This window comes from Suicoccus acidiformans, assembly GCF_003546865.1.
GTDB lineage: Bacteria > Bacillota > Bacilli > Lactobacillales > Aerococcaceae > Suicoccus > Suicoccus acidiformans.
Window position 1 is genome coordinate 2,047,264 of the sequence record NZ_CP023434.1, and the last position, 12,744, is coordinate 2,060,007.

A 12,744-nucleotide genomic window follows, 5' to 3' on the forward strand; every position below is an offset into this window, starting at 1 on the left:
AGACTAGCCATTCATTGACTGCTCAGCCTCTCCGCCACGTAGCTAATGAGTTCCCTTCTGGAAGCTCTCATAGAAGCGTATAGGAACTTCCCGATTCATCTCACGCGTATGTATGATGGTAGCCAGCCTTTTGTAGTACACAGACGATAGTATTAGCGAATTCTGCTTCTTTCAACGACTGAGATCAATTCACATAGATCCGACTTTGGCACAGAAACCAAATTCCGAGAAAATCACTGGACTATTTAACACCGATAAAAGTTCTTTTAGAGAACATTAGGGTGTGTCTAACTTAATTTAACAAATGAATTGTATTTAATTCACGATAGGTTTCTATAGTGCACAGTCCAGCTTGCATAATCCTTCAATTCGCTTCACATAGCGCTTAACGATTCGAACGATTTGACGCGATAATGACGCGCAATAATGGACGAGCTGACTTATTTCAATTATACTTAAGACAAAAGAGCATCATTATCAAACTTAAAAGGAGGAAATATCCATGGAGTTTATTGAAAGCCAACAACTTGAACTCAAACAAGAGGTTAATAATAAAATCATAGAAGATGTCATCGCTTTCGCAAATAACCGCGGTGGGGATATTTACGTGGGGATTAATAAGGCGGGAGATATTATTGGACTAGCTAATAGTGAAATGGCTATGGATCAAATCTCCGCTATGATTCGAGACAATATTCAACCTGAACTTTATAGCTTTATAGACTATGTCCCTCTAACCTTAGACGATAAGTATATTATTCAGATTAAAGTACAAGAAGGCCATCGCAAACCTTACTACAAGAAGCAGAAAGGGCCCACTGAATCAGGTGTTTATCTGCGAGATGGCGCTAGTAATATCCATGCTTCCTATAGCCAAATTCGAGCCCTCTTCTTCTCTAATGAAGAGATACACTTCGAACAGGACCTATCTCCCAAGCAAGATTTGACCTTTACCTATCTATCTCAAGCGTTTAAGGTGGCTGAAATCCCCTTTGACCAAATCAATTTGAAAAGCTTAGGTTTACTAGATAATCAAGATCTTTATACTAATTTAGCTCTTATCGTGTCAGACCAAGCCCCTTATGGATATAAATTGGTAGCTTTTAGAGGAGATGCCCGTTCTTCTTCGGTGATTGATCAACGAGTAGTCCGCGGTTCAGTATTCCAGCTCTTGGAGGAAAGCTATCGCTTCGCCCAACAATATAATGTGATTAGACCCCGCTATACAGGACTGCAAAGAATTGACCAGCCCGCTTACCCCGACTTCTCCATTCGAGAAGGAATCGTAAATAGTCTCGTTCATAAGGACTACTCCAATCCAAATGGCGATAACTTCCTCAGTATTTATGAGAACCAGATGGAGATTGTATCTTACGGTGGGCTCTATAAAGGCCTTGAGATTTCAGATATCCAAAAGGGTTACTCCCAACTGCGTAATCCTCGTTTAGCCTTTCTCTTTAGCAAGCTAGGCTTCATGGAACAATTTGGCTTTGGTATTCCGCGAATCTACAATGACTATAAGGGATCAAGTTTTAGCCCCAAGATTGAGGTGTCGCCTAATGTCTTTCGACTCTTCCTCCCTAATTTAACTGTTCAAGCTGATACACCACTCACGGCAGACCAAGAAGCTATTCTAAAGATGGCACAAGAAGCAGGAACTATTCGCCGCCAACAAGTCGAATCACTGCTTGAGGTTTCTCCCGCCACTGCAAGACGCCTCTTAAATGAACTCATTAAAATTGACAAACTTGAAAGAATTGGAAGTGGCCGAGCCACTAGTTACCAAATAAAGAAATTATAATAAGAAAATCTACCTAATCCTTAAACCCCTTCAAGATTGTCGCCTTCGCTTCACATAATGCTTAACGATTCGAACGATTTGACGCGATAATGACGCGATAATCGAACGAGTACCCTAATACTATTCCCTATTGCATTTAACAAGAAGAGACCTAGTCTATAGTATTAGCGTACCATAGGCCTAGGTTTCTTTTGGTGCTAACTGAGTCAACGACATGCTAATCAAATTACCGTTAAGTCTGCTCATTTTTCTCGTCATAGATAGTTATTATTAGCTGTATACTCCCCTCTTAGTGATTATTGCATGCAATGGACTTTCACCACAAGTTATCGCCTATGCCGGCCACACCTTGAAAAAGATCAAGTAACCTATGTCGTTACTTGATCTTATTTGCTTCTGTACAAGACAATTTAACAAAGAACCTTGTTTGTAACTATTTTGTTTTCGTTTAACTTTATTCAGGAATTACCCAATTAATATCTTCAGTTTCAGCGTTCTCCTTAACACCAGCTTGAACTTCTTCAGAGTCATAGGCACCGCGAATAATTTGGGCCCATTCGGCATCAGCTTGATCTTCTCGAACGACGAGTTGTAAGTATAATTCTGGCAATAAGTCCTCATTTAGCAAAGCTTGTTCACTCGTAATTTCGGCATCATAGGCGATGGAGCCAGGAATGACCGCATAGTCCACATCAGGTAAAGTTGGAGGAATATTTAAGGAAGCCATCGTAATAATTTCCAAGTTATAAGGATTCTCAATAATGTCATTGAGTTCGACATCGCCTGGCTCAACTTCAGGGTCTAACGTAATCCAACCCGCCTTCTCAAGGATCAATAAGGCTCGGGTTAAATTCGAAGCATCCTCAGGAATGGATACAATATCCCCTTCAGCTACCTCTTCAAGGGATGACTTACGCCCGCCATAAAGACTAGCAGGCAAGGTTGGAATCGAACCTAAAGATACTAGATTACCATCACGTTCTTCATTAAAGTTCTCCATATAGAGCAAGTGTTGTTCCACATTTAAGTCCGTGCTACCTTCAAGCACGCTCTCATTCGCCAGCAGTAACTCAGTAAAGTCATGGATTACAACTTCATAGCCCGATTCTTCTATGATCGGTTGAACATAAGTTACAAATAAATCAGTATAAGGGCCCGGTGAGGAAGCCACATCGACCGTTTGAGACGCATCCTCACTTTGCGCTAGGACTACTGAATTTATTGCATTTGCTTGATAAGTAAATAGAGACAAGACCAAAGACACTAATAACAACCAACGTTTCTTCATATTTCTCCCTCTTTCTATCATTCATTTCCAACAAATATAACCGCCCCTGAGCACAAAGTTTCCCTTATGCCCAGGGGCGGTTGACCGCGGTACCACCCTGCTTTGTCAATTCTTTAAAGAATTAACCTCGACAACTCCTGAATTACAGAAGTCCGGTAGTTTATCGGTTACCTGCCGTGACTAGAGCTTCCACCCTAGTCATAACTCCAAGCTCATTTTCGCTAGGTTAACCCTATCCCGTCTCAGCAGTTCGAGATTCTCTGTGAAGGTGCTCCTAGCTACTCTACTTATCGTCGTTCTCATGAATGATTAATTATTTTTAATACTTTACCAATGTTTCTAATGCAAGTCAACGGATATGATTTTGAGAATCGTCCATTGCTTTAGCCTTTGAATTGTAAGCTTCACAAATTTATCCCTTTCTAGAATCCTTCAACAAAATTCTTGCTCTCGCTTTACACTTCCACCTCCCCCATCCGTCTTTAGGGTGTAAGTCATTGACTTACAGAAAATCAAAAGGAGGAACCCCTCATGCCAAAAACACTCGTATCTGGACGTCTACAAATCAAGTCAACTGACCCTCAAACAAAGAAGGCCACAACAGTCAACCTAGCAGATTTATTAGAAACTGCGACGGATGCTGAAGTGCGCGCTGTGGCGACAGCTATCCAACCCATGTTAGCTGACCCAGTAGACTCCATCCGAACAACTTTCGTTCACGAACTTATCGCCTAATTCCCTAGCCTAGAAAGGAGCCATTCCCATGAACTTAAACCCAGTAGAAACAGAAGAAATCTTTGAACTCCGCTTCAAATCTGCCGACAACCGTACTAAGAAAATTACTATTAAAAACCCTGCCTTGAACATTCTCGCCCAAGATGTTCAAACAGCCTTAGACATTATCGCCTCAACTGAAATCTTCGCCAAAGCAGGCATTGACAGCTATGCTCAACCTGTGGATGGCCGCTACATTGAACGCACTGTTCGCAACGTTTACGTCGCACCTGAAGTTTAAGCCTTAACCACTCAGGAACCTTATGTATCTCTCTCATAAGGTTCCTTTTTGTCAACAATCTTTCTAGCCTTATAAGGAGAATACTCATAGAAAGGAGTCGAGCCATGACCCTCATCGAAATCGGTGGCCTTGCGAGTGCCTTGCTTGCAATCATCACCCTCATCAGCAAGCTCTACCAACTCATCGCCGCCGTCCATAAACTCATCGCCCGCCTCGACCACATGCAAACCGACATCGAACGCACCATCGAAAGAGAAACCGCCAACACCCAAGCCCTCCAAACCCAAGCCGACCGCCTCAGTGCTACTGAACACCAACTCCAAACAGTGAGCACCAACCTCACCGACTTAACCGCGCAAATTAAGAACTTAGCGCAAATGGCGTATTACTAATGGTGCAAGAAGAAGTGTGTACGAATGGTGGTGACTGGCCTTTGTCGCATATATCCGTCAACTAACGACACATGGGCGTTTATTAATACTAGGATGCGTTTCTAGTATTAATAACCTTTCCAAAAGTCACACCACCCGCTACTAGCACAAACTCTCTACCAATCCACTCAGCTGGGGGTAGGTATGATTCGCACCAACCCAAATTTACGCAGAACCTTTGCGTTGAAGGAACCATAGCGAAAAGGACGGTCTGGCGCATAGCATTGCCTGTGAGCATAGCGAACTAGGCAATGCGCTGCGGCTTCGCCTTCGCATCTGACTCTCTAAGCTCATGCTTCGCATTCACTAAGAGACTCATCATAGCAACCGAGTCCGCAAGCTCGCTCATCCGCAGAATAGCTGGAGGACTGTCCCGCCATGGTTCAGCCAAGCAACCAATCCCGCCCTCAACACAAACACTCTCCCAATCCACTCAGCTGGGGGTGGTTCGGCAGACGAACCCGTACAAAAGGGTTGAGGGGCTGTTCCGGCCATAGCGTCAAGGGTGGCCTGGCGCATAGCAGACCGTGCGAACGGAGTGAGCTACGGAATGCACAGCCAGCCAAGACTGAAAGCTCCTTGTGAAACAAGAGCTGGAGGCGGCCCCGCAATGCCGAAACAGCCCCTCAAACCCCCAGCACATCTCCCAGCACCAAACCCACCACACAAACCAACTCACCACAATCAACCACAGAAAGGGCCCACCTCATGCAACTTACCAACGACACATACGACCACCTCAAATGGTTCGTCCTCATCTTCCTCCCCGCCCTCGCCGTCCTCTGCCAAGGCATCGGTGAACTCTACCAAATTCCCGACATGCCCAACGCCGTCAGCCTCATCAACCTCTTCACTATCTTCCTAGGCACCATCCTACAAATCTCAACCCACCACTACCACCAAGGAGGCAACCATGCAACTTAACGACTTCGCCGCCCTCGCCCAGCAATATTCCAAGACCCTCTTCCCCAGCGTCACCCTCGCCCAACTGATTCTCGAATCTGGCTGGGCACCGGGCAAATCCCTCTCTACCCTTGCCACACGCTACCGCAACCTCTTCGGCATCAAGGCAGGCTCAGCTTGGACGGGCAAAACGATTGAGCTGAACACGCTGGAAGACGATGGCCAGGGCAATCTGTACCCAATTGTTGGCCGCTTCCGCTGGTATGATTCCTACGCCGAGGCCTTCCAAGACCATGACGCCCTCTTCACCAGCACCCCCTTCCTCACCCGCTACTACCAGACAGTTCGCGACGCTCAAACGCCCGAAGCCCAGTGCCAAGCCCTTCAAGGCACGTATGCTACGGATACTCGCTACGCCGCTAAACTCACGCGCCTTATCAATCAATACAATCTGATTCAATACGACAGCCTTAAGGAGGACACATCCATGACAGCTACCGACCGTCTAATTCATTGGTTCACTAGCTGCCTCGGCAAAGTAACTTACTCCATGCAGAACCGCCAAGGGCCCAACAGCTATGACTGCTCCAGCGCCGTGTATTCGGCTCTTATTTACGCCGGTTACCTACCGCAAGGCACACCCCTTGGCAACACCGAGACTCTCTACCAACTGGAAGGCACGCTTCTTACCCCCATTCACGAAAGCCAAATCCAGCGCGGAGACCTCTTCATCTCTGGCTTCAAAGGTGCCTCTACCGGGGCAGCTGGCCACACAGGCGTTGTCCTAAGCCCCGAGGAGATTATCCACTGTACCTATTCCAAGAACGGCATCGCCAAGACCCCACGCCGAGGCTGGACTGGTCAACCGGTCCACTACTATCGGCTTAAAAGATTCGAGACCACTGCCCCAGCACAGGCCCAGTCCACGAAAGCTAGCATCTACACAGTCCAAGCCGGCGACTACCTGGGCAAGATTGCCCAAGAACACGGCGTTACCGTTGCTGACCTGTATGAATGGAATCAGCTCACGAGTGACTTGATTCATCCGGGGCAGGAACTGCGTGTCCTCAAGCCAACCGCAAATAGCGTGACCGAGGCCAAGCCGGTAGCTTTGGCGACTTTCTCCTTGGATAATAAGACTTACCACATCATTCAAGCCTCCTAAACAGCCAAAATAAGCCCCGCTAACGGGGCTTTTCACTTTCTATAATATTTTTATATTGTTCCTTTATAAAACCACTTAAACGCCCTTACAAGCCGAGGGCATATTTTGGAAGTTTTTGCAAGCCCTTTTCAGCATTATCGCCTTATAAGGCGAAAATCCATTTTTCGAAAAATTGCCAGATGGATTTCGACCCTTTTTTGAGTATATATATAATGGAGGGGGTACTCTCCAAGAAAATTTCCATTTAGGAGGAACCATTTATGGCTAAGACATTTCGTGTAATTCAATCGGATATTTATCGGGAGCACCTTTTCGAGAACTGCTTAAGTATCCCGGAGCGTTATTTCAAGCTATATCTGTTGACGAACCCTCAAGCCAATCAATTAGGTATTTACAGCCTGTCGAAGGGGCTTTTATCCTATGATATGCAGTCAACTGTCGAAGAAGTTGAAGTCTTACTCGATAAGTTCGAACATGAATATAACCTTATTCGCTATGATCATGAAACGAGCGAGATAGCTGTCCTACATTCTCTCGCCGGATCGATTGTCTCCGGGGGTAAACCTGTAGAAGATTTATTGGTCAAGGAATTAACCCAAGTCAAAAGCACGCATTTAATCCAAGAAGTTTATACGAGCATGACTAATTTCTGGATTAATTCTGAACGCCCCTTCGATAAGAAGGTCCAAGCATGTGTAAATCATGAACTGACCAAAAGAGCGCAGAATCAACATAACGAGTCCTTACTACGATTCGTTAGTAACAATGATAATGAGAATGAAGATGATAATGACAATGTGAATGATAATGTCATGACAATGACCTCCGCCACAAATAAAGATACTAGCGCGGAAAGAATCACCCAAGCAACACTTCCAACGGATGACCTGATGACCTCTACACTGGAACGTAATCATCAGGCTTCTCCAGACACATTCCCCCAAGCAGAACAAGCTCACGAAATTGTGCCTTACGAGTTAGGTTCTGCCCAAGCATTAGCGCCAAACCCACAAAACAAGGTGGTTTCTTTGCCAAGCCCTCAAACAGAGGTATTATCAACCGAAACACCACAAGCTGATAGCACGAGTTTACCTACCCTTGACGAACTACCGGACAACACTGTCACGTTCGGCCAATTTGCCAGTAAACTGACTCAAGAACAAATAGCTACGGCCTTAGACCAGCTGGATATTCACCAAGGTCTGCACCTCATGTATCTCAAACATACTTTCTCAACAAAGTTATCACAACGAGAATGTCTTGAGCTCATCTATGCCCTGGAATACTTCGACTTTGACTTGGTTGAAGAAGCTAGCAAGCGAGCTCAGAAAGCCACTCATCCATACCCCTATACCCTGAAGATACTGCAGAAATGGTATGATGCCGGCGTTAAGACCATGGAAGAAGTTCAGAAACTTGACACACAGCACCGCAAGCAATATCAAAATGCCCAACAGACCATTCATATCGAGGTACTTCCCGAATGGATGCAGGCTCTACAAGCCAGTAAACAAAAGGAGGCTAGCCTATGAAAGAAGAACAACTCTACTACAGTAGGCTTATTCAACAATTCGATGACTTAATCTACCGCGTCATGCACGACCTACAAGTCGACGACCGTCATCTTTTCTATGATGACCTTACTCAAGAACTCCGCCTTAGACTCATCGACATTGCCAAGCAATTTGAAGGCAATCCCTTCAAAGGCGAAGACCGTTACCGTTTCACGGCCTACGCTAGGAAGGGACTCCGCTGGTATCTCCTTGACCGCTTACGCAGTTACCAATGTCGGCAAGCCATCAGTCAAGAAGATTTAGACAGAAAGGAAGCGACTCTCTTAGCATCGAGCACTTATTCACCTGATCAAGCCAGTCAGGCTAATCTCATCGCTTTCTTTGAAGAAGTCAAGCGCCGACTCAACCCAGAAGACACCCTCCTCTTCTGGCTCCTCTTTGACGATTCCTATACGATGAGCGAGATTGCGGAACTTCTCGGAATCAGTCGGCCAACCCTCTACGCCCGCAAACGCAACTTACAAGCAACCTTAGAAGACCTGAAAGATTTACTCATAAATTAAATGCAGGAATACTTAAATCAGAAACAATTTAGTGTTATATTCTTAAAAACAGATAATTATTCATCAATTAATAAGGAAAGCAGGAAACCTCATGAAACTTTTTTATAAATATTTCGACTTGGAGCGCCTAGCTGCCATCGCAAACGAACGTAATGTTACCTTTAGTGCAATAGCCCAAGCAGCGGGCATGAACCCTAATAGTCTCAGCAAGAACTTTCACGCTAAGACAGCCATGTCTCTTTTCACATTATATGTCATCGTTGAAACCCTTAACTTAAGCCGCAATGAAATTATCGACGTCTTCTTCAAGGGACGCTAAATGGACAACCAGTCACACCCTGAGCCCATGCTCAGGGGCGTACTGGACCAATGCAAAAAAGCCGTGCCCCTAAATGGAGCACAGCCCAGTTAATTATTAATCAAGAGAAAGGACTATGTTATATGACACGATTCAAGCAATCAGATCTTATCGATTATTCAACTCAAACTGGCAAGCCGTCTCCCATAAGTATGGTAAAGTTCTTTTTCGCAGATTCTAGTAGCTTTAGCTAGCGTGGTCTGTATCAACATCCCGATAGCTTGTGTCATTTGGTTTAAGGAAAGGAATTGCTTTCATTGCGAATGTCAGTCACTGTGAAAACCTCATATCAAGAAAATCACTTAACTATAAAATACCGGTGGTAGTTCTTCTAGAGAACATAATGGGGGTGTCTAGATTAATTTGACAAATGAATCTTGTAAAAAAGGCAAAGTCATCTGCTTGTGCCAGCATTGAATTGTCTCGTCGATTTTATAAGCAACTTAGCCACCTGCTTATGAATAAAAATACGCCGCTTGAAGATCATATTAAGATTGTGCCTACCCCAACCAGCCCCTCCGCCAAACACTTAGCTAACGGGAAGCGGTGCCATATTGAATCCCACTTAAAAGACGGCCTAACTAAGAGGGAGTAGGGTAGAAAAATAGGCTAACGCCATCTAAGAGAATTCAATAATAGATGAGTGACTTCCCTCACAAGCGGTTCAACTTCTCCACTGCTCACGACCTGTCTATACCTCCATTAATAGGGAACACGAGTGTCTGCCAGATACGTTAAGATTAACCAAGGCTGAGCACGATTCTCATTGAACTGAGTTTGTGGTAATAAGGACAATCAATCTTATTTCCAGTGATATTTATGTAAGTTTGTTCAATTGTTTGCTGAGAGATTAGAACTGATAATATGCTCTATTTCATTTAATTTATTAACAATTCTCTCTTGTTCTTTTTCTGGCGGAATGGGGATTAACCTTTCAAGTAAATCTACTCTTGAGATACCAGGAATTAAACCTTTCGCTGCCGTAGCTAAGCTTTTAATTGAATTTTCCAAATAATAATAAACATAGTTAATATTAAGTTTGCAGGAAAGAAGACGAATTGCCATAAACTGCCGTGCTATATGAACCTGATTTTCGGTTAGTATATGAAGTTTTCCGACTGTTCCTTTAACAGATATTAAAATATCATTTTGAATCGCTATATTTTCTGGAGTTGAAGTCCACCTATCAATCATTAACTGATTACCAATAATATTACTTGCACCCGTCAAATATGGTATCCCGTCTCCTGTAACACTGTTATATCGATCACTTTTAAAATCTTTCCCTGATATTAACTCTATTAATTCTCCCAACCTCACCCATTCCCAACTCTCAGGAATTTCATAAGGAATTTCTTCTTCACTAATTTCAGGAAGCGGTTTAGTCTTCTTGATTTTCTTCTCATCCACTAAGCGTTGTCGCTCAGCTGCAACTTCTTCCAAGAGAGTGCTTGCTGTTCCCTCTTCGGGTAATTGAGGGACTAGTTTGCCTTGCATAGCAAGATCCAGTGTTTTCTTACTAATTAGTTCGGTATATAATTTGTAATTCTCTTCAGATTTAGAAAGTTGCTCTATTAACTCATAAATACCATTTAATTGCTTTACAATTCTTTCTTGTTCTTTAGTTGGTGGTAACGGCAAAACGATAGACATAAGATTATTTATGTTAATTCCTTTAACTGTAACACCTTGTGTAACAAAATTTAATTGTCCGTATATATATCTAATAAATATCTTGTTTATTCCTGACCCAAAAAACAATGCTCTTAAATCCTGGTTAATAGCCACATCAATATTAGTTAGCATTATCTTGCCAACTGCTAAACGAGTTGCAACAATTAAATTACCGCTTTGTATTAAATTGGATGAACTATTATTCAACCCTTCTTCTGTTATCGAGTCTATGGTTTCAGTTAATGTATCGCCATGAAAATCCTTTATACTACACCATGGAATATTTCCACCCCAGTATTGCGAGACTTTCTTCGATGGGGTACCTCCACCTAAGTGTTCAAGAAGGATATCCCCCAACCTCACCCATTCCCAACTCTCGGGTATCTCATAGGGAATCTCATCCTCGCTAATCGGCGGAAGTGTTTTAGTTTTCTTAATCTTCTTCTCTTTAATTAATTGTTCTCGCTCTGCTTGAATCTCTTGAAGCAAATCTCTGGTATTGCCATCCGCGGGGTCTTGTTCCACCAGCTTCCCCCGCATGGCCAGGTCAAGGATTTTTTCTTTTAATAAGTCTGTATCTATCATTCGATCAAGTCTCCTAGTAGTTCTTGCAGTTGTTCAACAGAAGATTGAATCTCACGGGAGGATGCTTCCATTAAGTCTAACAATTCACCTAAGGTATAATCCGGTTCATCGCTCTCTTCAACCATCCAATTAATATCCAGGTTCGTGTTCGATCTGGCTTCAATCTCTTCCATTGTGAAGCGTCGCCAGCGCCCATTGGGATTCTCTTCTGACCAAGTGGATTCACATTGGGTGCGGTCTTCTGCTTGATAGCAGGCAATAAAGTCTTCAAAGTCCTTGGCTTCCAATGGATTACGCTTACCAAAGGATCGCATATTGTGTCGCAAATCATAAATCCAAGTTTCTTGTGTATTGCCCTTTTCTGTCTTACCCCGAGTAAAGAATAGAACATTGGTCTGAACGCCTTGGGCATAGAAGATACCGGTGGGCAATTTAAGAATGGTGTGGAGATTACATTTGTTCATTAAATCCTTACGTATCTCTTCCCCTACCCCTGAATCAAAGAGGACATTATCCGGCACAACAACGGCTGCCCTTGCTTTTCCATCGGCCTTCAAGGAATTATAAATAATTTGTAAGAAGTTTAATTGCTTATTTGACGTTACAAAAGTTAAGTCATCCCGTGTCGCACGCTCGCCACTCCGTTTCGTTCCAAAAGGTGGATTCGTCAGTACCAAGTCATAGTCCTTCATCCACTTACCATTACTGGAAAGTGAATCACCTAACTCCAATGGTCCTTCAATATCATGGAGCATGGCATTCATTAAGGCGAGTCGATGGGTACTTGGGACTAATTCCATCCCGGAGAAGGCTTCATGCTTTTGGAATTCTGCTTCTTCAGGACTTAAGTCAAAGTGATCATCGGTCTGCTCTTTAATATAGCGATCGGCCGCAATCATAAAGCCAAATGTTCCGGCTGCCGGGTCATTCAAGCGTTCACCTGGCTGAGGGCTCGTCAGCTGAACCATGACATCAATGAGAGGACGAGGCGTGAAATATTGCCCAGCCCCAGATTTGGTCTCGTTCGCGTTCTTCTCTAGCAGTCCTTCGTATAAGTCTCCTAGCCCTTCATGTTTAGCGGAATACCAATCTAAGGCATCAATCCCTTTAATAAGCTTCTCTAAATTGGCTGGTTCATCAATACTCGTGCTGGCATTGGCGTATATTTGATTTAATTACTTAGCCTGCGTCTTTTCTTTATTACCTAAATCTAACAGAAGTTGTTGATAGAAGGTCTTAAGCTCTAAGCCTTCTCGCTTCACTAGCTCATCCCAGCGATATTCTTCCGGCAAGACTTCTTCTGTGCCTTGTTCTTTCATCATCTTCAGAAACAGAAGATACGTTAGTTCTGTGACATAATCTTGGTAAGAGATACCGTCATCACGCAACACATTGGCCATATTCCATAGGCGTTGAACAATTTCATTGTTATTCACATTATCCCTCT

The 12,744-nt window shown here is 43.7% G+C and carries 12 protein-coding genes, 1 pseudogene and 1 other annotated feature; of the genes and pseudogenes, 9 read left to right on the forward strand and 4 right to left on the reverse strand.

The window, feature by feature from the left end; translation table 11 throughout:
* Positions 1-502 precede the first annotated feature (502 nt).
* Positions 503-1,801, forward strand: coding sequence for an RNA-binding domain-containing protein (locus tag CL176_RS09575; RefSeq protein WP_118991111.1), 1,299 nt, complete (start codon positions 503-505; stop codon positions 1,799-1,801).
* Positions 1,802-2,255: 454 nt separating this feature from the next.
* Here the strand turns inward: CL176_RS09575 and CL176_RS09580 are convergent, their stop codons facing one another.
* A complete protein-coding gene (locus CL176_RS09580; protein ID WP_162890940.1) occupies positions 2,256-3,089 on the reverse strand; it encodes a MetQ/NlpA family ABC transporter substrate-binding protein in 834 nt (277 codons plus the stop codon).
* A 69-nt stretch (positions 3,090-3,158) separates the two neighbouring features.
* Positions 3,159-3,392, reverse strand: a binding site (T-box leader).
* A gap of 228 nt (positions 3,393-3,620) precedes the next feature.
* Here CL176_RS09580 and CL176_RS09585 point away from each other — a divergent pair.
* From CL176_RS09585 to CL176_RS12360, 3 genes are all read left to right on the forward strand, one after another.
* The gene (locus tag CL176_RS09585; RefSeq protein WP_118991113.1) at positions 3,621-3,824 is read left to right on the forward strand and encodes a DUF1659 domain-containing protein; all 204 of its coding nucleotides are present in this window, start codon (positions 3,621-3,623) and stop codon (positions 3,822-3,824) included.
* Between the two features lie 28 nt (positions 3,825-3,852).
* Positions 3,853-4,104: a DUF2922 domain-containing protein gene (locus CL176_RS09590; protein ID WP_118991114.1), complete on the forward strand. Its 252-nt coding sequence runs from the start codon at positions 3,853-3,855 to the stop codon at positions 4,102-4,104.
* 104 nt (positions 4,105-4,208) lie between these two features.
* Positions 4,209-4,496 (forward strand): hypothetical protein, encoded by a 288-nt coding sequence (locus CL176_RS12360; protein ID WP_162890941.1) that lies wholly within the window; start codon positions 4,209-4,211, stop codon positions 4,494-4,496.
* A gap of 283 nt (positions 4,497-4,779) precedes the next feature.
* Here the strand turns inward: CL176_RS12360 and CL176_RS12365 are convergent, their stop codons facing one another.
* A complete protein-coding gene (locus tag CL176_RS12365; protein WP_162890942.1) occupies positions 4,780-4,926 on the reverse strand; it encodes a hypothetical protein in 147 nt (48 codons plus the stop codon).
* 317 nt (positions 4,927-5,243) lie between these two features.
* On the opposite strand from CL176_RS12365, the gene CL176_RS09600 reads away from it, so the two are divergent.
* From CL176_RS09600 to CL176_RS09620, 5 genes are all read left to right on the forward strand, one after another.
* The gene (locus CL176_RS09600) at positions 5,244-5,459 is read left to right on the forward strand and encodes a phage holin (RefSeq protein WP_118991116.1); all 216 of its coding nucleotides are present in this window, start codon (positions 5,244-5,246) and stop codon (positions 5,457-5,459) included.
* Positions 5,449-6,603: a peptidoglycan amidohydrolase family protein gene (locus CL176_RS09605; protein WP_118991117.1), complete on the forward strand. Its 1,155-nt coding sequence runs from the start codon at positions 5,449-5,451 to the stop codon at positions 6,601-6,603. Before CL176_RS09600 ends, CL176_RS09605 begins: the two co-directional genes overlap by 11 nt.
* A 260-nt stretch (positions 6,604-6,863) precedes the next feature.
* Complete coding sequence (locus tag CL176_RS09610) at positions 6,864-8,135, forward strand: DnaD domain protein (protein ID WP_118991118.1); 1,272 nt, start codon at positions 6,864-6,866, stop codon at positions 8,133-8,135.
* Positions 8,132-8,680, forward strand: a complete 549-nt coding sequence (locus tag CL176_RS09615; RefSeq protein WP_118991119.1) for a sigma-70 family RNA polymerase sigma factor — start codon at positions 8,132-8,134, stop codon at positions 8,678-8,680. The genes CL176_RS09610 and CL176_RS09615 overlap by 4 nt, the downstream gene beginning before the upstream one ends.
* A gap of 91 nt (positions 8,681-8,771) precedes the next feature.
* Positions 8,772-8,999, forward strand: a complete 228-nt coding sequence (locus CL176_RS09620; RefSeq protein ID WP_118991120.1) for a helix-turn-helix domain-containing protein — start codon at positions 8,772-8,774, stop codon at positions 8,997-8,999.
* 870 nt (positions 9,000-9,869) lie between these two features.
* On the opposite strand, the gene CL176_RS09625 is transcribed toward CL176_RS09620, so the two are convergent.
* Together CL176_RS09625 and CL176_RS09630 are read right to left on the reverse strand one after the other, a co-directional pair.
* A complete protein-coding gene (locus CL176_RS09625; protein WP_118991121.1) occupies positions 9,870-11,297 on the reverse strand; it encodes a restriction endonuclease subunit S in 1,428 nt (475 codons plus the stop codon).
* Positions 11,294-12,733 (reverse strand): annotated as a pseudogene (locus tag CL176_RS09630) (class I SAM-dependent DNA methyltransferase). The gene CL176_RS09625 and the pseudogene CL176_RS09630 overlap by 4 nt, the downstream one beginning before the upstream one ends.
* Positions 12,734-12,744: the final 11 nt, after the last annotated feature.

Excerpts from the sequence above, each read along its gene's own strand:
- CL176_RS09585 (WP_118991113.1), top strand. The coding sequence starts at position 3,621 with ATGCCAAAAACACTCGTATCTGGACGTCTACAAATCAAGTCAACTGAC.
- CL176_RS12360 (WP_162890941.1), top strand. The coding sequence starts at position 4,209 with ATGACCCTCATCGAAATCGGTGGCCTTGCGAGTGCCTTGCTTGCAATC.
- CL176_RS09600 (WP_118991116.1), top strand. The coding sequence starts at position 5,244 with ATGCAACTTACCAACGACACATACGACCACCTCAAATGGTTCGTCCTC.
- CL176_RS09590 (WP_118991114.1), top strand. The coding sequence starts at position 3,853 with ATGAACTTAAACCCAGTAGAAACAGAAGAAATCTTTGAACTCCGCTTC.
- CL176_RS09610 (WP_118991118.1), top strand. The coding sequence starts at position 6,864 with ATGGCTAAGACATTTCGTGTAATTCAATCGGATATTTATCGGGAGCAC.
- CL176_RS09615 (WP_118991119.1), top strand. The coding sequence starts at position 8,132 with ATGAAAGAAGAACAACTCTACTACAGTAGGCTTATTCAACAATTCGAT.
- CL176_RS09605 (WP_118991117.1), top strand. The coding sequence starts at position 5,449 with ATGCAACTTAACGACTTCGCCGCCCTCGCCCAGCAATATTCCAAGACC.
- CL176_RS09620 (WP_118991120.1), top strand. The coding sequence starts at position 8,772 with ATGAAACTTTTTTATAAATATTTCGACTTGGAGCGCCTAGCTGCCATC.
- CL176_RS09580 (WP_162890940.1), bottom strand. The coding sequence starts at position 3,089 with ATGAAGAAACGTTGGTTGTTATTAGTGTCTTTGGTCTTGTCTCTATTT.
- CL176_RS09575 (WP_118991111.1), top strand. The coding sequence starts at position 503 with ATGGAGTTTATTGAAAGCCAACAACTTGAACTCAAACAAGAGGTTAAT.
- CL176_RS09625 (WP_118991121.1), bottom strand. The coding sequence starts at position 11,297 with ATGATAGATACAGACTTATTAAAAGAAAAAATCCTTGACCTGGCCATG.